Here is a 26050-nt window from a genome sequence, read left to right as displayed (position 1 = left end):
CCTTTTTTTGGCCCCTTCCTCGGGAGGGGTTTTCCCGTTCCAGCGTCCCGCTGAAATCTCTGGCTTACTTCCTTATTGCCTTGACCACACTCTGACACACTATTTCGCATTGGCGATTTTCGCTGCTGATTGTTGCGTAATGCCTCGCAAAGCCGCGCCGTCATTCAGACGAATCCCGACAGTGTTTCATAATTCCTCCATTTTTCTCCCTTGTTCACTGGCTAAACTAGTATCATTCCGCGAAACGTTTCAGGATGAGAAACTCATAACAATGAAAGGCCGTAACAAATCCCGCTGGGTGATAGTAATCGTGATCGTCGTGGCCGCCATCGCCGCCTTCTGGTTCTGGCAAAGTCGCAGCGAACCTCAGGGAACAGTGCCCGGCGCGACCCGTCAGACACAACCCGCTCCGGCAACGGGACGGCGAGGAATGCGTTCCGGTCCGTTGGCTCCGGTTCAGGCGGCTACGGCAGTCGAACAAGCGGTTCCACGCTATCTGACCGGGCTGGGTACCATTACTGCCGCGAACACCGCGACGGTACGCAGCCGCGTGGACGGCCAACTCATCGCCATACACTTTCAGGAAGGGCAACAGGTGAAAGCCGGCGATCTGCTGGCCGAGATCGACCCGAGCCAGTTTAACGTTGCGTTGGCTCAGGCGCAGGGACAGCTAGCGAAAGATAAAGCCACGCTAGCCAATGCTCGTCGCGACCTCGCCCGCTATCAGCAATTGGTCAAAACGAATCTGGTCTCTCGTCAGGAACTGGATGCACAACAGGCGCTGGTCAACGAAACACAAGGGACGATAAAAGCCGATGAAGCCAGCGTAGCCAGCGCGCAATTACAACTCGACTGGAGCCGGATAACGGCTCCTGTTGATGGTCGGGTGGGCCTGAAGCTTGTGGATGTGGGTAACCAGATATCCAGCAGCGATACCACCGGGATTGTCGTCATTACACAAACCCATCCTATTGATCTGGTTTTCACTCTGCCAGAGAACGATATCGCGACCGTCGTACAGGCTCAGCAATCGGGGACGCCACTGAAAGTTGAGGCCTGGGACCGTACCAACTCGAAAAAACTGAGCGAAGGTGTGCTGCTGAGCCTCGACAACCAGATTGACGCCACCACCGGCACCATCAAAGCAAAGGCCCGCTTTAACAACCAGGACGATGCCTTGTTCCCGAATCAGTTTGTTAACGCTCGCATGCTCGTCGATACCGAACAAAATGCCGTCGTGATCCCGACTGCCGCACTACAAATGGGTAACGAAGGCCACTTTGTCTGGGTGCTGAACAGCGACAACAAAGTCAGCAAACATTTGGTTAAACCGGGAATTCAGGACAGTCAGAACGTCGTTATCTCCGCCGGGCTGTCCGCGGGCGATCGCGTCGTCACCGACGGGATTGATCGTCTGACGGAAGGGGCTAAAGTCGAGGTCGTGGAGGCTCACGCCGCCACCGCTAGCGACGACAAAGCCGCACCGCGCGGCTATGGCAAAAAAGGAGCGAGCTCCTGATGCAGGTGTTACCTCCCGGCAATACAGGCGGCCCGTCCCGCCTGTTTATTCTGCGCCCCGTCGCCACCACGTTGCTGATGGTCGCGATTCTGCTTGCCGGTATCATCGGCTACCGTTTTCTGCCCATTGCGGCATTACCGGAAGTGGATTACCCCACCATTCAGGTCATAACGCTCTATCCCGGAGCCAGCCCGGATGTCATGACGTCGGCGGTTACCGCTCCGCTTGAACGCCAGTTCGGGCAGATGTCCGGCCTGAAACAAATGTCCTCCCAAAGTTCCGGTGGTGCATCGGTCGTCACGTTGCAGTTTCAACTGACCCTGCCACTGGATGTTGCTGAGCAGGAAGTTCAGGCCGCCATCAATGCCGCCACCAACTTATTACCGAGTGACCTGCCTAACCCACCGGTTTACAGCAAAGTTAATCCAGCGGATCCGCCAATCATGACGCTGGCCGTCACCTCGAGCGCCATGCCGATGACGCAAGTGGAAGATATGGTGGAAACCCGCGTCGCGCAGAAAATCTCCCAGGTATCTGGTGTTGGCCTGGTGACACTTTCTGGCGGCCAGCGTCCTGCGGTCCGCGTGAAACTTAATGCACAGGCGATTGCAGCGCTCGGCCTGACCAGCGAAACCATCCGCACGGCGATTACCGGCGCCAACGTCAATTCCGCCAAAGGGAGTCTTGATGGGCCAACGCGCGCCGTTACACTTTCCGCTAATGACCAGATGCAGTCTGCCGATGAGTATCGCCAGTTAATCGTTGCCTATAAAAATGGTGCACCAGTACGACTGGGTGATGTCGCCACCGTCGAACAAGGTGCAGAAAACAGCTGGCTTGGGGCATGGGCCAACAAACAACAAGCCATCGTGATGAACGTACAGCGTCAACCAGGCGCAAATATTATCTCCACGGCGGACAGTATTCGGCAAATGCTGCCGCAACTGACGGAAAGCCTGCCGAAATCGGTGAAGGTAACTGTACTTTCGGATCGTACGACCAATATTCGCGCTTCCGTTGCCGACACTCAGTTCGAACTGATGCTGGCAATTGCATTGGTCGTCATGATTATCTACCTGTTTCTGCGCAATATTCCTGCCACCATCATTCCTGCAGTTGCCGTTCCGCTATCGCTGATCGGTACCTTCGCGGTAATGGTCTTTCTTGATTTCTCCATCAACAACCTGACGTTGATGGCGCTGACCATCGCCACGGGTTTTGTGGTGGATGATGCCATTGTGGTTATCGAGAATATTTCGCGCTATATCGAAAAAGGGGAAAAACCACTGACCGCTGCCCTGAAAGGTGCGGGCGAGATTGGTTTCACCATCATCTCCCTGACGTTTTCATTGATTGCGGTATTGATCCCACTGCTATTCATGGGCGATATCGTCGGGCGCTTGTTCCGTGAATTCGCCGTTACGCTGGCAGTGGCGATTCTGATTTCCGCCGTCGTATCGCTCACCCTTACACCGATGATGTGCGCGCGCATGCTCAGTCAGGCGTCATTGCGTAAGCAAAACCGCTTCTCCCGCGCCTCAGAAAAAATGTTCGATCGGGTGATTGCCGGATACGGCCACTGGCTGGCAAAAGTACTTAACCACCCGTGGTTGACGCTTAGCGTAGCCCTCGGTACGTTGGCCCTGAGCGTCATGCTGTGGGTGTTTATCCCAAAAGGTTTCTTCCCGATTCAGGATAACGGCATTATTCAGGGTACGCTGCAGGCTCCGCAATCCAGTTCATTTTCCAGCATGGCCCAGCGTCAACGCCAGGTTTCCGATGTGATCCTTAACGATCCTGCGGTAGAAAACCTGACGGCCTTCGTGGGTGTTGACGGCACTAACCCCGCGCTGAACAGTGCTCGTCTGCAAATTAATCTTAAACCGTTGGATGAGCGCGACGATCGCGTTCAGAAGGTGATCGCCCGATTGCAGGATGAGGTAGACAGAGTCCCTGGCGTTGACCTTTATCTACAACCCACGCAGGATCTGACGATTGATACCCAGGTCAGCCGAACGCAATACCAGTTTACGTTACAAGCTAACTCTCTTGACGCCCTCAGCGCGTGGGTCCCACAGCTACTTGAAAAACTGCAGCAGTTACCACAATTGTCTGATGTTAGCAGCGACTGGCAGGATCAAGGGTTGGTCGCGTATGTGAACGTCAATCGTGACAGCGCCAGCCGTTTAGGGATCAGTATGGCGGATGTCGATAACGCCCTGTATAACGCCTTCGGACAGCGTTTAATTTCGACTATCTACACGCAGGCAAACCAGTATCGCGTGGTGTTAGAGCATAACACTGACAGCACACCTGGACTTGCAGCACTGGATACCATTCGTCTGACCAGTAGCGATGGCGGGATCGTACCGCTCAGCGCTATCGCCAGCATTGAGCAGCGTTTTGCCCCGCTATCGATTAACCATCTCGATCAATTCCCGGTGACGACTATCTCGTTCAATGTGCCAGATAACCAGTCGTTGGGCGATGCGGTACAGGCGATTCAGGATGCCGAAAAAACACTTAACCTGCCCGCAAATATCACCACTCAGTTCCAGGGCAGTACGCTGGCCTTCCAGGCTGCTCTGGGCAACACCATCTGGCTGATTGTGGCGGCAGTGGTCGCGATGTATATCGTGCTCGGCGTATTGTACGAAAGCTTTATTCACCCGATTACGATTCTCTCTACACTTCCCACTGCAGGTGTCGGGGCGTTGCTGGCGCTCATGATTGCCGGCAGCGAACTGGACGTGATCGCGATCATCGGCATTATTTTGCTCATCGGGATCGTGAAGAAAAACGCCATCATGATGATCGACTTTGCCCTTGCCGCGGAACGTGAGCAGGGAATGTCGCCCCGCGATGCCATTTTCCAGGCCTGTCTGCTGCGTTTTCGCCCTATCCTGATGACCACGTTGGCAGCGCTACTGGGGGCGTTGCCACTGATGCTAAGCACCGGTGTAGGTGCAGAGTTACGCCGTCCATTAGGTATTGGCATGGTTGGCGGTCTGCTGGTCAGCCAGGTCCTGACGTTGTTTACCACACCGGTGATTTACCTGCTATTTGACCGACTGTCGCTGTATGTGAAAAACCGCTTCCCGCGTCAGGAAGAGGACGCGTAAATGAAATTTTTTGCGCTTTTCATCCATCGCCCGGTCGCGACCATTCTTATTTCGGTGGCGATTACCCTGTGCGGGATTCTTGGCTTTCGCCTGTTGCCAGTGGCCCCCCTGCCGCAGGTTGATTTCCCGGTAATCATGGTCAGTGCATCACTACCGGGAGCATCACCCGAAACAATGGCGTCATCCGTAGCAACCCCACTGGAACGCTCGCTTGGGCGGATCGCGGGCGTAAATGAGATGACATCAAGCAGTTCGCTTGGTAGCACGCGCATTATTCTCGAATTTAAATTTGACCGCGACATCAACGGTGCAGCACGGGACGTACAGGCCGCCATTAACGCAGCGCAAAGCCTGCTGCCCAGCGGGATGCCCAGCCGCCCGACGTATCGGAAGGCCAACCCTTCAGATGCCCCGATCATGATCCTGACGCTAACATCGGACACGTACTCGCAAGGTGAATTATACGATTTCGCATCGACGCAACTGGCGCAGACCATCGCACAAATCAACGGCGTCGGTGATGTGGATGTCGGAGGAAGCTCTCTTCCCGCCGTGCGTGTGGGGCTTAATCCGCAGGCGCTGTTTAACCAGGGTGTATCGCTGGACGCGGTGCGTAGCGCTATCGATAACGCCAACGTGCGTAAACCACAGGGTGCTATCGAAGATAAAACCCATCGCTGGCAGGTACAAACCAACGATGAGCTAAAAACCGCGGCGGAATATAAGCCAGTTATCATCCACTATAACAACGGTGCAGCTGTGCGACTGGGGGATGTTGCATCTGTCAGTGATTCAGTGCAGGACGTACGCAATGCGGGGATGACCAATGCCAAACCGGCCATTCTGTTGATGATCCGCAAACTGCCGGAAGCCAATATTATTCAGACGGTCGACAGCATTCGCGCCAAACTACCGGAGTTACAAAACCTGGTTCCTGCCGCTATCGATCTACAAATCGCCCAGGATCGTTCACCCACTATCCGCGCCTCGCTGGCTGAAGTAGAACAAACGCTGATTATCTCCGTCGCGTTGGTTATCCTGGTGGTGTTTGTCTTCCTGCGCTCCGGGCGTGCCACCCTGATCCCCGCCGTTGCGGTTCCGGTCTCGCTGATTGGTACGTTTGCCGCGATGTATCTGTGTGGATTTAGCCTCAACAACCTGTCGTTAATGGCCCTAACCATCGCGACGGGTTTTGTCGTCGATGATGCCATTGTGGTACTGGAGAACATTGCACGCCACCTCGAAGCAGGAATGAAACCGTTACAGGCGGCGCTACAGGGCACGCGCGAGGTGGGTTTCACGGTTCTCTCCATGAGCCTGTCGCTGGTGGCGGTGTTTCTGCCACTGCTGTTAATGGGCGGGCTGCCAGGTCGTCTGTTACGCGAGTTTGCCGTCACCCTGTCGGTGGCTATCGGTATTTCACTGCTGGTATCGCTGACGTTGACGCCGATGATGTGTGGCTGGATGCTCAAATCCAGCACGCCACGCGAACAATCGCGTAAGCGGGGATTTGGCCGTGTACTGGTGGCATTACAACAAAGCTACGCCACCTCGCTGAAGTGGGTGCTGCGCCACACACGCATGGTGGGCGTGGTGCTACTCGCAACCATTGCCCTGAACGTCTGGCTCTATATTTCAATCCCCAAAACCTTCTTCCCGGAGCAGGATACTGGCGTGCTCATGGGCGGGATCCAAGCCGATCAGAGCATTTCGTTTCAGGCGATGCGGGGCAAACTGCAGGACTTTATGAAGATCATCCGCGACGATCCTGCGGTGAATAACGTCACCGGGTTTACCGGCGGCTCACGCGTCAACAGTGGGATGATGTTTATCACCCTGAAGCCACGTGGAGAACGTCACGAAACAGCGCAACAGGTGATCGACCGCCTGCGTGTGAAGCTTGCCAAAGAACCCGGCGCAAACCTGTTTCTGATGGCGGTGCAGGATATTCGCGTCGGCGGTCGTCAAGCTAATGCCAGCTACCAATACACTCTGTTGTCAGATGACCTCGCCGCACTACGCGAATGGGAACCGAAAATTCGTAAGGCGCTGGCCGCCCTGCCCCAGTTGGCGGACGTTAACTCCGATCAGCAGGACAACGGCGCAGAAATGAATCTGACCTACGATCGTGACACCATGTCACGTCTGGGAATCGACGTTGAAGCTGCCAACAGCCTGCTGAATAACGCCTTTGGTCAGCGGCAAATTTCAACCATCTATCAGCCGATGAACCAGTACAAAGTGGTGATGGAAGTCGACCCACGCTACACCCAGGATATCAGCGCCCTGGACAAAATGTTCGTCATTAACAGCGATGGCAAAGCAATACCGTTGTCGTACTTTGCCAAATGGCAACCGGCAAATGCGCCGCTATCGGTGAATCACCAGGGGTTGTCTGCCGCCTCAACCGTATCATTTAACCTGCCGACCGGTTCTTCACTCTCTGAAGCAACGGAGGCCATCAACCGAACCATGACCCAGCTTGGAGTACCGTCGACGGTACGCGGTAGCTTTGCGGGTACCGCACAGGTATTTCAGGACACCATGAACTCACAGGTGATCCTGATTATCGCCGCCATCGCCACCGTCTATATCGTGCTGGGTATGCTGTATGAAAGCTATGTTCACCCGCTGACTATTCTCTCCACGCTGCCTTCTGCTGGCGTTGGGGCCTTACTGGCGCTGGAGCTGTTCAATGCCCCGTTCAGCCTAATCGCCCTGATAGGGATCATGCTATTAATTGGCATTGTGAAGAAAAACGCCATCATGATGGTCGATTTTGCGCTGGAAGCGCAGAGAAATGGCAAGTTGCAGCCCGAAGAAGCGATTTTCCAGGCCTGCCTGCTGCGCTTTCGCCCAATAATGATGACCACGCTGGCGGCCCTGTTTGGTGCGCTGCCGCTGGTATTATCCGCAGGTGACGGCTCTGAACTGCGTCAACCATTGGGGATAACCATTGTTGGCGGGCTGGTTGTCAGTCAGCTACTGACGCTGTACACCACTCCGGTGGTCTATCTCTTTTTCGACCGTCTGCGTCTGCGTTTTTCGCGTAAAAACAGCAAACCGGTAGCAGAGTTATGACAGAACTTCCCGACAGCACCCGCTGGCAACTTTGGATTGTGGCATTTGGCTTTTTCATGCAGTCGCTGGATACCACCATCGTCAACACCGCGCTTCCCTCGATGGCCAAAAGCCTCGGGGAAAGCCCACTGCATATGCACATGGTCATTGTGTCGTATGTACTTACCGTCGCCGTAATGCTCCCTGCCAGCGGTTGGCTGGCCGATAAAATCGGTGTGCGCAATATATTCTTCACCGCGATCATTCTGTTTACGCTGGGATCGCTTTTTTGTGCCTGGTCAGGAACGCTGAATGAACTGGTGATGGCTCGCGTTTTACAAGGTGTAGGCGGCGCGATGATGGTGCCCGTCGGCAGGTTGACGGTGATGAAAATCGTCCCACGTGAGCAATACATGGCGGCAATGACATTCGTCACCTTGCCCGGTCAGATTGGCCCTCTTCTGGGCCCGGCATTAGGTGGTATTCTGGTGGAATATGCCTCCTGGCACTGGATATTTCTGATTAACATTCCGGTTGGCATTGTCGGGGCAATAGCGACGCTAATGCTGATGCCCAACTACACCATGCAAACTCGTCGTTTCGATCTTTCTGGATTCATAATGCTGGCTGTCGGCATGGCGGTACTCACGTTAGCGCTCGATGGTAGTAAGGGAACCGGCATTTCCCACATCACGCTGGCAGCGCTGGTAATCTGTGGCGTACTGGCGATCCTGCTGTATCTGAAACATGCCCACAACAACCCTCGTGCACTGTTTAGCCTGCATCTGTTTCGTACACACACCTTCTCGTTAGGCCTGTTCGGCAGCTTTGCCGGGCGGATTGGTAGCGGAATGTTACCGTTCATGACCCCGGTTTTCCTGCAGATTGGATTGGGCTTTTCACCATTTCATGCCGGATTGATGATGATCCCGATGGTGCTGGGCAGTATGGGAATGAAACGCATCGTGGTTCAGGTCGTCAACCGGTTTGGCTACCGTCGCGTACTGGTCACCACCACGCTTGCCCTGTCGATGGTCAGCCTGTTGCTGATGAGCACCGCGTTACTCGGTTGGTATTACGCCCTGCCGTTCATACTGTTCTTACAGGGAATGGTCAATTCTACCCGCTTCTCCTCAATGAACACGCTGACGCTAAAAGACCTGCCGGATGAACTCGCAAGCAGCGGCAACAGCCTGCTGTCGATGATCATGCAACTGTCGATGAGTATCGGGGTAACCATCGCCGGTCTGTTGTTAGGCATGTTCGGGCAGCAGCATATCGCCATCGACAGCGCGTCTACGCATACCGTCTTTATGTACACCTGGCTGTGCATTGCGTTTCTTATCGCACTACCAGCCATCATTTTTGCCCGCGTGCCGAACGACACGCAGACCAACGCGGTGATTTCACGGCGCAAAAGGAGCACCTGATGAAGTTCTGGCGGCCCGGTATCACCGGCAAACTCTTTCTGGCTATTTTCGCCACCTGCATTGTGTTGCTGATCAGCATGCACTGGGCCGTCCGTATTAGCTTCGAACGTGGTTTTATTGACTATATCAAGCACGGCAACGAACAGCGGCTGCAAATGCTCAGCGATGCGTTAAGCGAGCAGTACGAGCAGCACGGCAACTGGCGATTCTTACGCAATAACGATCGTTTTGTTTTCCAGATCCTGCGCTCTTTTGAACACGACAATGACGATGATAAACCGGGACCCGGCATGCCGCCGCACGGCTGGCGTACGCAATTTTGGGTGGTCGATCAAAGTGCCCGGGTGCTGGTCGGCCCGCGCGGTCCAGTTCCTCGCGACGGCATGCGCCATCCCATACGCGTTAACGGCAGCGAAGTGGGGGCCGTGATCGCCTCGCCCGTAGAACGTTTAACGCGGAATACGGATATCAATTTCGACATGCAGCAAAGACGATCCAGTTGGCTTATCGTGGCGCTCTCCACGATCCTTGCCGCGCTGGCGACGTTTACGCTTGCGCGCAGCCTGCTGGCCCCGGTTAAGCGGTTGGTGGAAGGCACACACAAACTGGCTGCCGGCGATTTTACCACCCGCGTGGTCCCCACCAGTACCGATGAACTGGGCAAACTGGCGCAGGATTTCAACCAGCTCGCCAGTACGCTGGAAAAAAACCAGCAGATGCGCCGGGACTTTATGGCTGATATCTCTCACGAACTGCGCACGCCGCTGGCAGTTTTACGCGGCGAACTCGAAGCTATTCAGGATGGTGTACGTCAGTTCACCCCGGATTCGGTAGCCTCATTGCAGGCCGAAGTGGGTACGCTCACCAAACTGGTAGACGATCTCCACCAGCTTTCTATGTCTGATGAAGGTGCGTTGGCCTACCAGAAAACCTCGCTGGATCTGATCCCTCTGCTGGAAGTGGCGAGCGGCGCGTTTCGCGAACGCTTCGCCAGTCGTGGACTGACGATCCAACTTTCACTCCCGGACAGCATGACGGTCTTTGGCGACAGGGATCGCCTGATGCAACTGTTTAACAACCTACTGGAAAACAGCCTACGCTACACCGACAGCGGGGGCGGTCTGCGTATCAGCGCCGAACAGCGCGAGCGGATGGTGTTATTAACCTTCGCCGATTCCACCCCCGGCGTTAGCGACGAACAGCTACAGAAACTGTTCGAACGCTTTTATCGCACAGAAGGGTCCCGTAACCGGGCCAGCGGAGGCTCCGGGCTGGGGCTGGCGATTTGCGTCAACATTGTCCAGGCGCATAATGGTCTGATCCGCGCCGCCCATTCGCCTTTTGGCGGGGTTAGCATTACAGTAGAGTTACCGCTGGAACGCGACTTACAGAGAGATGTATGACTGAGTTACCTATTGATGAAAACACGCCGCGTATTCTGATCGTGGAAGACGAGCCCAAGCTGGGGCAACTGCTCATCGACTACCTGCGTGCGGCAAGCTATGCCCCTACGCTCATCAATCACGGCGATCAGGTGTTGCCTTACGTACGCCAGACGCAGCCCGATCTTATCTTGTTAGATCTGATGTTGCCAGGTACCGACGGTCTGACTCTGTGCCGGGAAATTCGTCGTTTCTCTGATGTCCCGATTATGATGGTGACCGCCAAAATCGAAGAGATTGACCGCCTGCTGGGGCTGGAGATCGGTGCAGATGACTACATTTGTAAACCATACAGCCCGCGGGAAGTCGTCGCACGAGTGAAAACGATCCTGCGCCGTTGTAAACCACAGCGCGAGTTGCAACAGATGGATGCAGAAAGTCCTCTGATCGTCGATGAAGGCCGTTTTCAGGCATCGTGGCGTGGAAAAATGCTCGACCTGACGCCCGCTGAATTTCGCTTACTCAAAACGCTGTCGCATGAACCGGGAAAAGTGTTCTCCCGCGAGCAATTGCTCAACCATCTCTACGATGACTACCGCGTCGTTACCGACCGCACCATCGACAGCCATATCAAGAACCTGCGCCGCAAACTGGAATCGCTGGATGCAGAGCAGTCGTTTATCCGCGCGGTCTATGGCGTAGGATATCGCTGGGAAGCCGATGCCTGTCGGATTGCTTAATCTGCCAGACGTCAATCAAGGCCGGGTAAGGCAAAACGCCCACCCGGCACAATAACTTTACCTGCCCGTCACGCAGCGATACAATGCCCGCCCTTAATATGGGGGCACTCCCCCAACCGCTTCATTCAGTGAAGCGAGTCTGACCTGTCATCAGAACGAGAAAATTATGTTTAAACCGGAACTCCTTTCCCCGGCGGGAACGCTGAAAAATATGCGTTACGCTTTCGCCTATGGCGCAGATGCTGTGTATGCGGGTCAACCGCGTTACTCTCTGCGTGTGCGCAACAACGAATTCAATCACGAAAACCTGCAGCTCGGCATTAATGAGGCCCATGAACTGGGTAAAAAATTCTATGTGGTGGTTAACATTGCCCCGCATAACGCCAAGCTCAAAACCTTCATTCGTGACCTGAAACCCGTTGTGGAAATGGGGCCGGATGCACTGATTATGTCCGATCCAGGCCTGATCATGCTGGTACGTGAACACTTCCCTAATATGGATATTCATCTGTCCGTACAGGCTAACGCGGTAAACTGGGCAACGGTGAAGTTCTGGAAACAAATGGGCCTGACCCGCGTTATCCTGTCCCGCGAACTGTCGCTGGAAGAAATTGAAGAGATCCGCACCCAGGTTCCGGATATGGAGATTGAAATCTTCGTTCACGGTGCGCTGTGCATGGCCTACTCCGGCCGCTGCCTGCTCTCCGGCTACATCAACAAGCGCGACCCAAACCAGGGTACCTGTACCAACGCCTGCCGCTGGGAATACAACGTGCAGGAAGGCAAAGAAGACGTGGTGGGCAATATCGTGCACAAATACGAACCCATCCCGGTACAAAACGTGGAACCGACGCTTGGGATCGGCGCGCCTACGGACAAAGTGTTTATGATTGAAGAAGCCCAGCGTCCGGGTGAATACATGACCGCGTTCGAAGACGAACACGGCACTTACATCATGAACTCAAAAGATTTACGTGCAATTGCCCACGTTGAACGCCTGACCCAGATGGGCGTACATTCGCTGAAAATCGAAGGCCGCACCAAGTCTTACTATTACTGCGCCCGTACCGCACAGGTCTATCGTAAAGCCATTGACGATGCTGCCGCCGGTAAACCGTTCGATCCGCAACTGCTGGAAACACTGGAAGGCCTGGCGCACCGTGGTTATACCGAAGGATTCCTGCGCCGCCACACGCATGACGACTATCAGAACTATGAATACGGTTTTTCGGTTTCCGAACGTCAGCAGTTTGTCGGTGAATTCACCGGCGAACGCAAAGGCGATCTGGCCGCTGTGCTGGTGAAAAACAAATTCACCGTCGGTGACAGTCTGGAGTTGATGACGCCGCAGGGTAACGTCAATTTCACCCTTGAGCAGATGGAAAACGCCAAAGGCGAAGCTATGCCAGTTGCGCCTGGTGATGGTTATACCGTATGGATGCCCGTACCGCAGGATATCGATCTGAATTATGCATTACTGATGCGTAATTTTGCCGGTGAGTCCACGCGCAATCCACATGCTAAGTAGTTAATTACGGTTATTTTTCAGCGTTCGGAAGATTCTTAGAAATCGATCACATACCGTTTCGTTCATTAAGGGTATTATCCCACCCGCTGAAAAACATAACCCATAAATGCTAGCTGTACCAGGAACCACCTCCTTAGCCTGCGTAATCTCCCTTACGCAGGCTTATTTTTTGCCTGCCGTTTAAACTCTTTGAGCTCCCCCCATTCAAATCACGACTTTCAGGCAAAAAAAACCGGGCATTACGCCCGGTTTATCATGTAATTAGAAATTAATGTGCAGCTTCTGGCTTGTGCTTTTGCGCACTCTGGAAACCATAGGTCAGCTCATTTTTTTCTTTATCCAGCGCGACGGTAACCTGACCGCCATCCACCAGCGAACCAAACAACAATTCGTTGGCCAATGGTTTTTTCAGGTTGTCCTGAACCACTCGCGTCATCGGGCGTGCGCCCATTGCGCGGTCGTAACCTTTTTCCGCCAGCCAGTTACGTGCTTCCTGACTCACTTCCAGAGAGACACCTTTCTGATCCAGCTGAACCTGCAGCTCGACAATAAATTTATCCACCACCTGATGAATCACCTCAGTAGAGAGATGATCGAACCAGATAATGTTGTCGAGGCGGTTACGGAATTCCGGCGTAAACACTTTTTTGATTTCGCCCATCGCATCAGTACTGTTGTCCTGATGAATAAGCCCAATCGATTTACGCTCAGTTTCACGTACCCCGGCGTTGGTCGTCATCACCAGCACTACGTTGCGGAAATCTGCTTTGCGCCCGTTATTGTCAGTCAGCGTACCGTTATCCATAACCTGCAGCAGCAGGTTAAAGACATCCGGGTGCGCTTTTTCAATTTCATCCAGCAGCAGTACAGCATGCGGATGTTTAATCACCGCATCGGTCAGTAAACCGCCCTGGTCGAAACCGACATATCCTGGAGGCGCACCAATCAAGCGGCTGACAGTATGACGTTCCATATATTCGGACATATCAAAACGCAGCAGTTCGATGCCCAGCGCTTTAGACAACTGCACCGTGACTTCGGTCTTACCAACGCCAGTCGGTCCGGCGAACAGGAACGAACCGACAGGTTTATGCTCATGACCCAGACCGGCACGGCTCATTTTGATCGCTTCGGTCAGTGCTTCAATGGCTTTATCCTGCCCAAATACCAGCATTTTCAGGCGGTTGCCCAGATTTTTCAGCGTATCACGATCGCTCTGCGAAACGCTCTTCTCTGGGATCCGTGCAATGCGGGCCACGACGGACTCGATATCTGCCACGTTGACGGTTTTCTTGCGCTTGCTGACCGGCATCAGGCGCGCACGTGCGCCCGCTTCATCAATCACGTCAATCGCTTTATCCGGCAGATGACGATCGTTAATGTATTTCACCGCCAGTTCGACCGCTGCACGTACCGCTTTGGCGGTGTAGCGAACGTCATGGTGAGCTTCGTACTTCGGTTTCAGACCGTTGATGATCTGCACGGTCTCTTCCACTGACGGCTCAGTGATATCGATCTTCTGGAAGCGACGCGCTAACGCACGGTCTTTCTCAAAGATATTGCTGAACTCCTGATAGGTGGTTGAACCTATCACACGAATTTTCCCGCTGGAGAGCAGCGGCTTGATCAGGTTAGCGGCATCCACCTGGCCGCCCGATGCCGCACCCGCACCGATAATAGTGTGGATCTCATCGATAAACAGGATGCTGTTAGTATCCTGCTCCAGTTGCTTCAGCAGCGCCTTAAAGCGTTTCTCAAAATCACCGCGGTATTTGGTACCCGCCAGCAATGAACCGATATCCAGAGAGTACAGCGTACAATCAGCCATCACTTCCGGCACATCCCCCTGGACAATACGCCAGGCGAGACCTTCGGCAATCGCCGTTTTCCCCACGCCGGATTCCCCCACCAGCAGTGGGTTATTTTTACGGCGACGACACAGTACCTGAATGGCGCGCTCCAGCTCTTTTTCGCGGCCAATAAGCGGATCAATCCCGCCCACGCGAGCCAGCTGGTTAAGGTTAGTCGTGAAGTTCTCCATACGGTCCTCCCCGCCAGCTTGCTCTTCGTTATTTGGCTGATTCCCGGAGTCAGAAGACTGACTCGGTTCGTCTTTACGCGTGCCATGAGAAATGAAATTCACCACGTCCAGGCGACTGACTTCATGCTTACGCAGCAGATAGGCCGCCTGTGATTCCTGCTCGCTGAAGATAGCAACCAGCACATTAGCGCCAGTCACTTCATTGCGCCCGGAGGACTGAACATGAAAGACAGCACGTTGCAAAACACGCTGAAAACTCAGCGTCGGCTGCGTGTCGCGCTCTTCTTCGCTGGCAGGCAATACGGGTGTGGTTTGTTCAATGAAGGCTTCGAGTTCCTGACGGAGCGCCACCAGATCCACAGAACACGCTTCCAGCGCTTCGCGGGCCGATGGGTTACTGAGCAACGCCAGTAACAAGTGCTCGACGGTCATAAACTCATGTCGGTGCTCGCGCGCTCTGGCGAAAGCCATGTTTAAACTGAGTTCCAGTTCTTGATTGAGCATAGGCACCTCCCCCAATATTTATGCCTGCATTCAGGCTTTTTCCAGCGTACACAGCAACGGATGCTCGTTTTCCCTCGCATATTTGTTCACCATCGCCACTTTGGTTTCAGCAACCTCGGCGGTAAATACGCCGCAGATGGCTTTACCTTGATAGTGAACGGCAAGCATCAGTTGCGTTGCACGTTCTACATCATAAGAAAAGAATTTTTGTAACACGTCAATAACAAACTCCATCGGAGTGTAATCATCATTGACTAATATCACTTTATACATAGATGGCGGTTTTAGCGCGTCGCGCAATTTGTCTTCCGCCAGCTGTTCGAAATCCAGCCAGTCGTTCGTCTTACTCATTGTCAGTCGTCATCTTCAGTTACGGTTACCGGCAGAATAACTTGCCGCTGACAAGAGCCTATGCGCACAATCAATCTACCTCAAGTATTAGATAACTATCATCTATCAGTGTCATCCGCGACATCTGTCACATATCCGACAATAGCGTTAACTGCTTCAAATTTTGATGCATTTTTACCCTATTCCACCTGCCTGGCGCTTGACGCCTCGCCTGATTTCTCTAAATTGTAGTTTCGAGAGTTGGCGAGGTTTTGAACAGCCCCCACTCCGCCACCGGTTCATTCCATCTTACTTATATAAGATTTACGAAGGATGTCGAAGTATGGAAACGGGTACTGTTAAGTGGTTCAATAATGCCAAAGGGTTTGGTTTCATCTGCCCCGAAGGCGGCGGTGAAGATATCTTCGCCCATTACTCCACCATTCAGATGGATGGTTACAGAACGCTAAAAGCCGGACAGTCTGTCCAGTTTGATGTCCACCAGGGGCCAAAAGGCAATCATGCCAGTCTTATCGTGCCCGTCATTGAAGCAGAAGCTGTCGCATAGCTCTTCTGTCTCATTGTGTACATCCCGCAGACAAAATGCCAGCCCCTGAGGCTGGCATTTTTATTTCTTATGCAATACAACGCGTTATTCTCGCGCCAAAGCATCCACGGGATCCAGACGCGCTGCATTACGGGCCGGAAGCCAGCCAAACAAAATTCCGGTGGCGGTTGAACACAAGAAAGCCGTTAACAGCGCGACAGGAGAGAAACCAATTTCCCACCCGGGCAGGAACAGTTGTAGCGTAAAGGCAATTAACATCGACAAACTGATACCGAGCGCGCCTCCCACCAGGCACACCAGCACAGCCTCAATTAAGAATTGCTGTAACACATCGCTGGCCCGCGCCCCCACGGCCATCCGAATACCGATTTCACGCGTACGCTCTGTCACCGATACCAGCATAATGTTCATCACGCCGATCCCGCCCACCACCAGTGAAATCACCGCCACCAGCGTCAGAAAGAGCTGTAATGTACGTGTGGTTTTTTCGGCGGTTTTCAAGATGCCATCCATGTTCCAGGTGAAGAAATCTTTTTTGCCATGACGCAGCGATAACAGACGGGTAAGTTGCTGCTCGGCCTGGGCGCTATCAAACCCCTCTTTTACCCGCACGGTAATAGAGTTTAACCACGATTGCCCCATGATCCGTCCTGACATAGTGCTGTAGGGCAGCCAGACGCGCAGGATCTTACTGCTGCCAAACATCGATTGTTTTTCTTCCGCAACGCCAATGACGGTGGCTGGCATATTTCCCACCAGAATAACTTCACCCACCACTTTCGCTTTGCTGGGGAACAACTGACGTCGGGTATTGCTGTCGAGCACCACCACCTGTGCCCGCCCCGCCAGTTGCTCTGCATTAAAGGTGGCGCCTTCACTGAACGTCATGCCATAGACGTTGAAGTAATCACCGCTAACGCCATTCGCGCTGGCGGCGACATCAATATTGCCATAGCGCAGGCGTAGGTTCTTTGATACCGCAGGCGTAACGGAACTGACCCAGGGTTGCTTCTGAATCGCCACTAAATCGTCATACTTCAGCGCCTGCTGATATTGTGGATCGTCATCACCGAAATCCTTGCCTGGATAGATATCGATAGTATTCGTACCAATCGCTCGGATGTCTGCCAGCACCAGTTGTTTTGCCGCATCGCCCACCACCACAATCGATACCACCGACGCGATGCCGATGATAATACCCAGCATGGTGAGCAGTGTACGCATCTTGTTGGCGGCCATGGCCAGCCAGGCCATGGTCAATGCTTCACGAAAACCGCTGACAAACTGGCTCCAGCCAGAAGCCGTCGTCACCGTTGGTTCAGCAATATCACGTCCGGTAGCGGGCTTTTGTGATGGTGGATTACGCACAATCTCGCCATCACGAATTTCAATGACGCGTTCTGCCTGGGCGGCAACCTGGCTGTCGTGCGTGACGATAATGACCGTATGCCCGCGATCGCGTAGCTGATGCAGAATAGCCATCACCTCTTCGCCGGAGCGGCTGTCCAACGCGCCAGTGGGTTCATCGGCCAGAATAACCTGACCACCGTTCATCAACGCACGTGCAATACTGACACGTTGCTGCTGGCCTCCGGAAAGCTGGGAAGGCTGATAATCAACCCGGTCACCCAATCCCAGGCGCTGAAGTAATTCCTGAGCACGAGCCAGACGCTGCTTACGTTCAGTCCCGGCATACACCGCCGGGACTTCAACGTTTTGTGCCGCCGTTAAATGTGACAGCAAATGATAACGCTGGAAGATAAAGCCAAAATGCTCACGCCGCAGTTGTGCTAACGCATCGCTATCCAGTGTAGAAACATCCCGCCCCGCAACCCGATAGGTTCCACTGGTTGGCTTGTCCAGACATCCCAGAATGTTCATCAGCGTCGATTTACCCGAGCCAGACGCCCCGACAATCGCCACCATTTCCCCGGCCTGAATACGCAAGGAAACGTCCTTTAAAACCTCGACCTGTCCCTCGCCTGACGGGTAACTGCGGCGGATATTGCTCAACTCAAGCAACGCCGTCATTGTGCTACTCCCGCTTTACCCTCACCGGTGATCACTTCATCCCCCTCTTCCAACCCTTTCACAATTTCTACGTCGGTATCATTACGGGCACCGATGACCACTTCGCGCTCGCGAGTTTCACCATTGCGCAGCAGCCTGACGTTATAGCGGTTGTTGCCAATAGGATCGCCCAACGCCGACAACGGGATCGTCAGCACATTTTTAACGTCGGTGAGCTGGATGTGCACCTGTGCGGTCATATCAAGGCGCAGGATCCCTTTCGGGTTAGGCACTTCGAAGCGCGCATAGTAGAAAATGGCGTCATTCACCTTCTCAGGCGTCGGAAGGACATCTTTGAGCACGCCTTCGTACCGTGTCTGCGGATCGCCCAGCACAGTGAACCAGGCTTTTTGGCCCGGCTGCAGGTGAATAACATCGGCCTCGGAGACCTGCGCTTTTACCAGCATGGTGCTCATATCTGCCAACGTCAAAATGTTGGGTGCCTGTTGGGCGGCAATCACGGTTTGTCCCTGGAGGGTGGTGATTTGCGTCACTTCACCCGCCATTGGCGCGACGATTCGCGTGTAATCGAGGTTCGTTTTTGCCGTATCAAGGGAAGCCTGATTACGCTTAATTTGCGCATCAATAGTGCCAATCTGTGCCTGCTTGACCGCCATTTCGGTCGCTGCTGTGTCGAGATCCTGCTGCGAAACCGCCTGCGTTTTCGCCAGTTGTTGCTGCCGAGAAAGCGTTACGCGCGCCAGTTTCCACTCAGCTTCAGCCTGCAAACGCTGAGCCCGCAGCTCCATGAGTGTCGCTTCAACTTCTTTGATTTGGTTTTGTGCCTGCTCAGGATCGATAACACCGAGCAACTGATCTTTTTTAACTTTATCGCCAATGGCTACTGACAGCGTTTTTAACTGCCCACTCACCTGTGCACCAACATCAACTTTGCGTAACGCATCCAGTTTCCCGGTGGCCAGCACACTTTGCTGGAGATCGCCTGGACGTACAATTAGCGTTTGATACTGAGGTAGTGGCGCATTAAGCGTTCGCCAAAGTGAAATCATCGCCACAATAATGATGATGGCGAGGAGAAAATAACGTTTTTTAATTTTTCCCTTGAGCTTCATAAAATGTCCCAGTGTCCCCAATACGCCCACCAGAGTGGAGTGATAAACATCAACGATAAATTAACAGGCGTTGAAAAGTGCAAAGAATAACAGAGTTATTGATGAACCGTTAAGGTCCGCTGTGCTGAAATTAGTATCAGAGTATCTATTGGATTGTTATTATGAGCCAGCTAACAGAAAGCACTTTTCATTCTTCCAGACCCGCCACAAGTTTTAGTCTTTTTTGTCGTCTGACAACCGGACAATGGCGGCCAGGTAAATTTTGGCATCAACGAAGCTTTCGCCGTAAGTTTGTATGGCGCTCATTGCTGATGCCACGATTGACACGTGAGTGGATGGCTGAGCTGGCGCAATGGCCGGATCTTGAAGAAATTCTCGCGGTCCAACCCCGTATACCGGTTCGCCTGCATCGCGCGTATCTCGCAGTAAACCTTGACCGTAAAACAAAACTCGATGCCGTGCGTTTTCATTACAATACTTTCCGAAACGCTTTTTCATCGAAAGAGTTTAATGATTATTTAAGTGCAGATGGGTTGCAACTGGCACAAATTGAAGGCAAAGATAACGCAATATACACCATTATAATGTCCTCATTTATCGCCCTGGATAAAGAAGGTGAAAGTACCATTCTTGTCCGTAATAGTGAGGGCGAGACATTAGCAGAAATGACCTTCACCCTGTGCAACTATGAAGGGCGCAGCGCGCTTTTTATTGGCGGCTTGCAGGGGGGTAACCGATTAATGCCGCACGAAGAAATTCAAAAAGCGACAAAATCATGCCATGGTTTGTTCCCTAAACGTATTGTAATGGAAGCTATTTGTCGTTTTGCAGAACAATTGAATATTGAACAAGTACTGGCCGTCAGCAATGACCAGCATATTTTTCGCAGCCAGCGCTACCATGATAAAAACAAGGTTATTCATTCTGACTACAATTCATTTTGGGAGTCAGTGGGCGGCGAATGTGACAGCAATGGCTACTATCATATTCCGCGTACGCTAGCGCGTAAAAGCGAAGCAGATATTGCCAGTAAGAAGCGCGCGGAATATCGCCGCCGCTATCAGTTACTCGACAGTATCCACTCGCAGTTATCAGTCATGTTCCGCCGCTAATCCGCTCGCCCGCGTGCTAACCACAGCACGCGGGAAAACATTTTCCGCAGCAACGTTGGCACCGCTTCAACACCGCGTCGCCCCGCTTCCATTGCCACTTCAATCGCCAAATCCGGTTTTGACGAGCGATGGATCGCCTTCGCTATAATTTTCCGCATATTCATCGGCACATTTTCCGGTATTTGCGCCACCCGATGAAAAACATCCGAGAACCCCTGGCGGTACATAAAGTGTTCCATGTCCAACGCAGGTAACATGGTCAAATGCTCGCGCTCTTCCTCTTTGTCATCGTTCAATAGACTGCGTACCGTGGCCGCATACTTTTTTCCCGCCTCATCGCCATCGACCAGCACATGCCACTCAATTCCCATCCGGCGGGCAAACTTCACCAGGGGTTTAAGCCCAGACTGGGCAAATTCAATGACTTTAATCCCTTCGGCATCAAAGTGATGCCCACACTGACGAGCCAGCTCGTTGATGACCCATGTTTCTGTTTCTCCCTCCACCAACAGCCAGCAACGGGCAAACAGTGAAGACGCCCGATTAAAACGGATATGGAAGGCAATGCGCCGCCCGTCTTCCGCATTGAGTCCTCCCGGTCCCAGTCGCCAGGCGGCGACGCGGGAAGATTCTCGTACCAGTCGGACAACATGTTCTACGGGCGTGAGCGACAACAATTCACCAGAGTTGGTCGTCGTCACGCGCTGGAGGGGAAGCAGGTTCAACAATTGCCAGGCAACGGACAACATAATGGGGTGTAACCGCGTTTCAGGATCTTCTACCAGTAGCAACGGACGAGCGTCTTTATCCAGTCTTAGTGACCCTTTGGCCTGTAATAGCGTGGAAAACAGCCCCAGCAGAATCACACGGTGCGTGCGCCCCCCAGGTTTATCAATCATACGGTTGATAATATCCAGATAACGCCAGCTGCGTTGCTCGTTGTTGGAGCGTCGGCGCATCAGACGATAGCGCGACTGACCTGAACCTTGTTCCGAAAAGTAGTGCTCCAGCAGTTGAACCATCGCTGACAGCCCCTGGCGAATCTGCCCATCCGTCAGATTCTGCGGTCGGGTGGCCAACTCACGCGCCATAAAATCCAGTTGACGCGCAGTCACCTCAACATCCGCGGAATCCGGCACCGTTCCATTACGGATCCGCCGCATAAAACGCGCATCACGTAAACGCAGTACTGGCATCAAACGCACCAGATGACGCGCCTGTTCGTTAATATTGTCGATGGGTAACGGGTGGCCTTCGCCATCAAGAAAACTGCGTAATGTCAGGACGCTGCCGTCATCAGCACACTCGCCTTCCAGACGATAGAAAATACGGTGATAGTTATCGGAGCACGGCGACCAGCACGCTTCTAACGGGCGATATCGGCGCACACGATGGCGACCCGGTTGAGATTCACGAAACGTCAGGACAATATGCAGATGATGTTCCCGGCCCTGGATGTCACCCGGCGGGAACCAGAAATCTTCGCGGTCAAAGTGGTACAAATCCGACTCTGGCGACAACAGCAAGGTTAACGCATCCAGCAGGCTGGACTTACCCCACGCGTTCTCCCCAATCAGCACGTTGTTTTGCTCCAGCATCAACGACAGCCGATTAATACCACGAAACCCAACAATCTCAACGCGTTCGAGAATCATATAGCCTCCGGAAATGCTCACTTTTTCCTTCAAGTTATCAGGAGTATAACGGTAAGCGGGCGCTCAGAACACCCGATCTCATCCGCAGATAAATCGAAAGAGTTAAGAATATTCTCTTTAAAAATTACTTTTGAATATAATTTCAGACGCAATCATCAGATTTCTGATAACTGAACTATGCTTTATTCACCTGAACTCCAAAAAGGATTCGCATCACATTGCCTTAAATCAAATTTTTTTATTAATTTAAGTGGCGAAGGGATGAGATTTTTTTCTAGAATAAGCGCGCTTTAATCATCGTCCCTTTTAGCGATGAAATACCGGGATAGAAAAACTAACCCGGAACTTTTAATTGAGGTGGTTATGTTCAGGAAATTAGCAGCCGAGTTCTTCGGCACGTTTTGGCTTGTTTTTGGCGGGTGTGGTAGTGCCGTTCTGGCCGCGGCTTTCCCAGAGTTAGGTATTGGGTTTGCCGGTGTCGCCCTGGCGTTTGGTCTGACAGTATTAACCATGGCATTCGCTGTGGGTCATATTTCAGGTGGCCATTTTAACCCTGCAGTGACATTCGGTTTATGGGCTGGTGGTCGCTTCCCGGCGAAAGACGTTATTGGTTATGTTATTGCTCAGGTTGTGGGTGGTATTGTAGCAGCAGCGGTACTTTATCTTATTGCCAGCGGCAAAGCCGGTTTTGATGCAGCAGCCAGTGGCTTCGCCTCAAACGGTTACGGTGAGCATTCACCTGGCGGATATTCCATGCTTTCTGCCATCGTAATTGAAATCGTTCTGACCGCAGGTTTCTTATTAGTGATCCACGGTGCGACCGATAAACATGCTCCGGCAGGTTTTGCGCCAATTGCCATCGGTCTTGCATTAACGTTGATTCACCTGATCAGTATCCCGGTCACCAATACATCCGTAAACCCAGCACGTAGTACTGCGGTTGCTATCTTCCAGGGTGGTTGGGCATTACAACAGCTTTGGTTATTCTGGGTTATGCCGATTATCGGCGGGATCGTCGGCGGTCTTATTTACCGTACCCTGCTGGAAAAACGCGATTAATCGCTAACAACAAGGCCTGATGAACTGTCAGGCCTTTTTTTTCCTCGCTATATTTCCTTTTATTTGCAACTTTACTCCCCTCTTTGCTTTCAGTAGTGTGTGCAGGCGCATTTCGTCTTACTTCTCAGCAAGGATCGGGGTTTCATGTTTTCAGGGCTGTTAATCATTCTGGTACCCCTTATTGTGGGTTACCTCATTCCGCTTCGACACAGAGCCGCATTAAAACTTATCAATCGGCTGTTGAGTTGGATCGTCTACCTTATTCTCTTTTTTATGGGGATCAGTCTGGCGTTTCTGGATAATCTCGCCAGTAATCTGTTATCCATTCTTTATTATTCTGCCGTCAGTGTGACGGTCATTCTGCTGTGTAATATCGCAGCGCTGCTGTGGCTTGAGCGCTCACTCCCCTGGCGACACAGCCACCAGCAAGAGAAGCTCCCCTCCCGAATCGCGATGGCGCTTGAGTCGCTACAGCTTTGCGGCGTCGTGGTGCTGGGTTTTCTGTTGGGTCTTACCGGATTGTCGATACTGCAGCACGCGACCGAAGCCAGCGAATATACGCTGATCTTTTTATTATTCCTGGTTGGGATCCAACTGCGAAACAGTGGTATGACATTAAAGCAGATCGTACTGAACCGTCGGGGCATGATTGTTGCCGTCGTCGTCGTGGCCAGTTCTCTGCTGGGCGGCGTCATTAATGCGCTGATCCTCGGCCTGCCGTTGAAAACAGCACTGGCGATGGCATCGGGTTTTGGCTGGTATTCCCTGTCAGGCATTTTGTTGACTGAATCATTCGGTCCAGTAATTGGCAGCGCCGCCTTCTTTAACGACCTGGCACGTGAGTTGATTGCCATTATGCTGATCCCTGGACTGGTGGTCCGCAGCCGTTCAACCGCATTGGGTCTTTGCGGGGCGACATCTATGGATTTCACGCTGCCCGTCTTGCAACGCAGTGGCGGTCTGGAGATGGTGCCCGCAGCCATTGTGCACGGCTTTATTCTTAGCCTGTTAGTACCCCTGTTAATGGCCTTTTTCTCCGCCTGATACACAGACAAATACCTCTCTGGCGGTAGTCAGCTACCGCCAAAATTGCGCTAAATCAATCTCCCTGCAAGTTGTAGCAGAAATCCCTTTAATCCCTTCGCGCGCAGGCATAACCTTAAACATGTATATCAAATATAACTTTAAAAGGTGTGACCATGTTTTGTGTGCAATGTGAACAAACCATCCGTACTCCGGCAGGAAACGGCTGCTCTTACGCGCAGGGTATGTGCGGTAAAACTGCTGAAACCTCCGATCTGCAGGATCTGCTGATTGCTTCCCTACAAGGTCTGTCTGCATGGGCTGTTAAAGCGCGTGAATACAGCATCATCGACCATGAAGTTGATAACTTCGCGCCGCGTGCATTCTTCTCCACGCTGACCAACGTTAACTTCGACTCCCCGCGTATTGTTGGCTATGCTCGTGAAGCTATCGCCATGCGCGATGCACTGAAAGCGCAATGCCTGAACATTGATGCTAACGCAACTGTTGAAAACCCGATGGCCGACCTGCAACTGGTCAGCGACGATCTGGGCGACCTGCAACGTCAGGCCGCTGAATTCACCCCGAATAAAGACAAAGCGACCATCGGCGAGAATATCCTCGGTCTGCGTCTGCTGTGTCTGTACGGTCTGAAAGGTGCGGCAGCTTACATGGAGCACGCACACGTTCTTGGCCAGTACGACAACGATATCTACGCGCAATACCACAAAATCATGGCATGGCTGGGTACCTGGCCTTCCGATATGAACGCTCTGCTGGAGTGTTCAATGGAAATCGGCCAGATGAACTTTAAAGTGATGAGCATTCTGGATGCCGGTGAAACCACAAAATACGGTCACCCAACCCCAACCCAGGTCAACGTGAAAGCAACCGAAGGGAAGTGCATTCTGATCTCCGGTCACGACCTGAAAGATTTGTACAACCTGCTTGAGCAGACTGAAGGCACCGGCGTTAACGTTTATACCCACGGTGAAATGCTGCCAGCACATGGCTACCCGGAACTGCGTAAGTTCAAACACCTGATCGGTAACTACGGCAGCGGCTGGCAGAACCAGCAGGTTGAATTTGCTCGTTTCCCTGGCCCAATCGTCATGACCTCTAACTGCATCATCGACCCAACCGTTGGCGCCTACGACGACCGTATCTGGACCCGTAGCATCGTCGGCTGGCCGGGCGTGAGCCACCTCGAAGGCGACAACTTCGGTCCGGTTATCGCACAGGCGCAGCAGATGGCGGGCTTCCCGTACAGCGAAATTCCGCACCTGATCACCGTCGGTTTCGGTCGTCAGACCCTGCTGGGCGCTGCTGATACCCTGATTGACCTGGTGAGCCGCGAAAAACTACGTCACATCTTCCTGGTTGGCGGTTGTGACGGCGCACGCGGTGAACGTAACTACTTCACCGATTTCGCCACCAGCGTACCAGACGACTGCCTGATCCTGACTCTGGCCTGTGGTAAATACCGTTTCAACAAACTGGAATTCGGCGATATCGAAGGTCTGCCGCGTCTGGTCGATGCCGGTCAGTGTAACGATGCCTACTCTGCCATTATCCTGGCCGTCACTCTGGCTGAGAAACTGGGTTGTGGCGTGAACGATCTGCCACTGTCTCTGGTGCTCTCCTGGTTCGAACAGAAAGCGATTGTCATCCTGCTGACCCTGCTGTCACTGGGTGTGAAAAACATCGTGACTGGCCCAACTGCACCTGGCTTCTTCACACCCGATCTGCTGGCTGTACTCAACGAGAAATTTGGTCTGCGATCCGTGACCACCGTTGAAGAAGACATGAAGCAGCTGCTGAGCGCGTAAGGAGT

At 52.9% G+C, this 26050-nt stretch carries 17 protein-coding genes; 12 read left to right on the top strand and 5 right to left on the bottom strand.

Annotation, left to right across the window (positions count from 1 at the left end):
- The first annotated feature begins 271 nt into the window (after positions 1 to 271).
- The 7 genes from NNO08_RS11130 (at position 272) to trhP (ending at position 12781) form a co-directional block, all read left to right on the top strand.
- Positions 272 to 1519, top strand: a complete 1248-nt coding sequence (locus NNO08_RS11130; RefSeq protein WP_271456725.1) for an MdtA/MuxA family multidrug efflux RND transporter periplasmic adaptor subunit — start codon at positions 272 to 274, stop codon at positions 1517 to 1519.
- Positions 1519 to 4641 carry an MdtB/MuxB family multidrug efflux RND transporter permease subunit gene (locus NNO08_RS11125; protein ID WP_271456724.1) on the top strand — a complete coding sequence of 1041 codons (3123 nt, stop codon included), beginning with the start codon at positions 1519 to 1521 and terminating at the stop codon, positions 4639 to 4641. Before NNO08_RS11130 ends, NNO08_RS11125 begins: the two co-directional genes overlap by 1 nt.
- Positions 4642 to 7722, top strand: coding sequence for a multidrug efflux RND transporter permease subunit MdtC (gene mdtC, locus NNO08_RS11120; protein WP_271456723.1), 3081 nt, complete (start codon positions 4642 to 4644; stop codon positions 7720 to 7722).
- Positions 7719 to 9131, top strand: coding sequence for an MFS transporter (locus NNO08_RS11115; protein WP_271456722.1), 1413 nt, complete (start codon positions 7719 to 7721; stop codon positions 9129 to 9131). Before mdtC ends, NNO08_RS11115 begins: the two co-directional genes overlap by 4 nt.
- Positions 9131 to 10534, top strand: coding sequence for a two-component system sensor histidine kinase BaeS (baeS, locus tag NNO08_RS11110; RefSeq protein WP_271456721.1), 1404 nt, complete (start codon positions 9131 to 9133; stop codon positions 10532 to 10534). The genes NNO08_RS11115 and baeS overlap by 1 nt, the downstream gene beginning before the upstream one ends.
- Positions 10531 to 11253: a two-component system response regulator BaeR gene (gene baeR / locus NNO08_RS11105; RefSeq protein WP_271456720.1), complete on the top strand. Its 723-nt coding sequence runs from the start codon at positions 10531 to 10533 to the stop codon at positions 11251 to 11253. Before baeS ends, baeR begins: the two co-directional genes overlap by 4 nt.
- A gap of 166 nt (positions 11254 to 11419) precedes the next feature.
- Positions 11420 to 12781, top strand: coding sequence for a prephenate-dependent tRNA uridine(34) hydroxylase TrhP (gene trhP / locus NNO08_RS11100; RefSeq protein WP_271456719.1), 1362 nt, complete (start codon positions 11420 to 11422; stop codon positions 12779 to 12781).
- Between the two features lie 268 nt (positions 12782 to 13049).
- Here the strand turns inward: trhP and clpA are convergent, their stop codons facing one another.
- On the bottom strand, positions 13050 to 15326 hold the full coding sequence (gene clpA / locus NNO08_RS11095) for an ATP-dependent Clp protease ATP-binding subunit ClpA (RefSeq protein ID WP_040231864.1): 2277 nt from the start codon (positions 15324 to 15326) through the stop codon (positions 13050 to 13052).
- Positions 15327 to 15356: 30 nt separating this feature from the next.
- On the bottom strand, positions 15357 to 15677 hold the full coding sequence (gene clpS / locus NNO08_RS11090) for an ATP-dependent Clp protease adapter ClpS (RefSeq protein WP_271441351.1): 321 nt from the start codon (positions 15675 to 15677) through the stop codon (positions 15357 to 15359).
- Between the two features lie 322 nt (positions 15678 to 15999).
- On the opposite strand from clpS, the gene cspD reads away from it, so the two are divergent.
- Complete coding sequence (cspD, locus tag NNO08_RS11085) at positions 16000 to 16224, top strand: cold shock-like protein CspD (RefSeq protein WP_005128369.1); 225 nt, start codon at positions 16000 to 16002, stop codon at positions 16222 to 16224.
- Between the two features lie 84 nt (positions 16225 to 16308).
- Here the strand turns inward: cspD and macB are convergent, their stop codons facing one another.
- Positions 16309 to 18255, bottom strand: coding sequence for a macrolide ABC transporter ATP-binding protein/permease MacB (gene macB, locus NNO08_RS11080; protein WP_271449357.1), 1947 nt, complete (start codon positions 18253 to 18255; stop codon positions 16309 to 16311).
- Positions 18252 to 19367 carry a macrolide transporter subunit MacA gene (gene macA, locus NNO08_RS11075; protein WP_040231863.1) on the bottom strand — a complete coding sequence of 372 codons (1116 nt, stop codon included), beginning with the start codon at positions 19365 to 19367 and terminating at the stop codon, positions 18252 to 18254. Before macA ends, macB begins: the two co-directional genes overlap by 4 nt.
- 161 nt (positions 19368 to 19528) lie before the next feature.
- On the opposite strand from macA, the gene NNO08_RS11070 reads away from it, so the two are divergent.
- Positions 19529 to 20479, top strand: a complete 951-nt coding sequence (locus NNO08_RS11070; protein WP_271456718.1) for a VirK/YbjX family protein — start codon at positions 19529 to 19531, stop codon at positions 20477 to 20479.
- Here NNO08_RS11070 and NNO08_RS11065 read toward each other — a convergent pair.
- Positions 20476 to 22134 carry an ATP-dependent endonuclease gene (locus NNO08_RS11065; RefSeq protein WP_271441347.1) on the bottom strand — a complete coding sequence of 553 codons (1659 nt, stop codon included), beginning with the start codon at positions 22132 to 22134 and terminating at the stop codon, positions 20476 to 20478. The genes NNO08_RS11070 and NNO08_RS11065 overlap by 4 nt on opposite strands.
- 363 nt (positions 22135 to 22497) lie before the next feature.
- Here NNO08_RS11065 and aqpZ point away from each other — a divergent pair, with 363 nt between their 5' ends.
- From aqpZ to hcp, 3 genes are all read left to right on the top strand, one after another.
- Positions 22498 to 23193 carry an aquaporin Z gene (aqpZ, locus tag NNO08_RS11060; protein ID WP_048212061.1) on the top strand — a complete coding sequence of 232 codons (696 nt, stop codon included), beginning with the start codon at positions 22498 to 22500 and terminating at the stop codon, positions 23191 to 23193.
- A 144-nt stretch (positions 23194 to 23337) separates the two neighbouring features.
- Positions 23338 to 24237, top strand: a complete 900-nt coding sequence (locus NNO08_RS11055) for a lysine exporter LysO family protein (protein WP_137382231.1) — start codon at positions 23338 to 23340, stop codon at positions 24235 to 24237.
- 155 nt (positions 24238 to 24392) lie between these two features.
- Positions 24393 to 26045 carry a hydroxylamine reductase gene (gene hcp, locus NNO08_RS11050; protein ID WP_271456717.1) on the top strand — a complete coding sequence of 551 codons (1653 nt, stop codon included), beginning with the start codon at positions 24393 to 24395 and terminating at the stop codon, positions 26043 to 26045.
- Positions 26046 to 26050 lie beyond the last annotated feature (5 nt).

It is taken from the genome of Citrobacter sp. Igbk 17 (assembly GCF_028069775.1).
Taxonomy (GTDB): Bacteria; Pseudomonadota; Gammaproteobacteria; order Enterobacterales; family Enterobacteriaceae; genus Citrobacter.
This window is presented reverse-complemented; position numbering and strand designations above follow the sequence as displayed.

Excerpts from the sequence above, each read along its gene's own strand:
- clpS (WP_271441351.1), bottom strand. The coding sequence starts at position 15,677 with ATGAGTAAGACGAACGACTGGCTGGATTTCGAACAGCTGGCGGAAGAC.
- hcp (WP_271456717.1), top strand. The coding sequence starts at position 24,393 with ATGTTTTGTGTGCAATGTGAACAAACCATCCGTACTCCGGCAGGAAAC.
- aqpZ (WP_048212061.1), top strand. The coding sequence starts at position 22,498 with ATGTTCAGGAAATTAGCAGCCGAGTTCTTCGGCACGTTTTGGCTTGTT.
- NNO08_RS11130 (WP_271456725.1), top strand. The coding sequence starts at position 272 with ATGAAAGGCCGTAACAAATCCCGCTGGGTGATAGTAATCGTGATCGTC.
- NNO08_RS11125 (WP_271456724.1), top strand. The coding sequence starts at position 1,519 with ATGCAGGTGTTACCTCCCGGCAATACAGGCGGCCCGTCCCGCCTGTTT.
- cspD (WP_005128369.1), top strand. The coding sequence starts at position 16,000 with ATGGAAACGGGTACTGTTAAGTGGTTCAATAATGCCAAAGGGTTTGGT.
- NNO08_RS11070 (WP_271456718.1), top strand. The coding sequence starts at position 19,529 with ATGAGCCAGCTAACAGAAAGCACTTTTCATTCTTCCAGACCCGCCACA.
- macA (WP_040231863.1), bottom strand. The coding sequence starts at position 19,367 with ATGAAGCTCAAGGGAAAAATTAAAAAACGTTATTTTCTCCTCGCCATC.
- baeR (WP_271456720.1), top strand. The coding sequence starts at position 10,531 with ATGACTGAGTTACCTATTGATGAAAACACGCCGCGTATTCTGATCGTG.
- macB (WP_271449357.1), bottom strand. The coding sequence starts at position 18,255 with ATGACGGCGTTGCTTGAGTTGAGCAATATCCGCCGCAGTTACCCGTCA.
- baeS (WP_271456721.1), top strand. The coding sequence starts at position 9,131 with ATGAAGTTCTGGCGGCCCGGTATCACCGGCAAACTCTTTCTGGCTATT.
- mdtC (WP_271456723.1), top strand. The coding sequence starts at position 4,642 with ATGAAATTTTTTGCGCTTTTCATCCATCGCCCGGTCGCGACCATTCTT.
- NNO08_RS11115 (WP_271456722.1), top strand. The coding sequence starts at position 7,719 with ATGACAGAACTTCCCGACAGCACCCGCTGGCAACTTTGGATTGTGGCA.
- clpA (WP_040231864.1), bottom strand. The coding sequence starts at position 15,326 with ATGCTCAATCAAGAACTGGAACTCAGTTTAAACATGGCTTTCGCCAGA.
- NNO08_RS11055 (WP_137382231.1), top strand. The coding sequence starts at position 23,338 with ATGTTTTCAGGGCTGTTAATCATTCTGGTACCCCTTATTGTGGGTTAC.
- NNO08_RS11065 (WP_271441347.1), bottom strand. The coding sequence starts at position 22,134 with ATGATTCTCGAACGCGTTGAGATTGTTGGGTTTCGTGGTATTAATCGG.
- trhP (WP_271456719.1), top strand. The coding sequence starts at position 11,420 with ATGTTTAAACCGGAACTCCTTTCCCCGGCGGGAACGCTGAAAAATATG.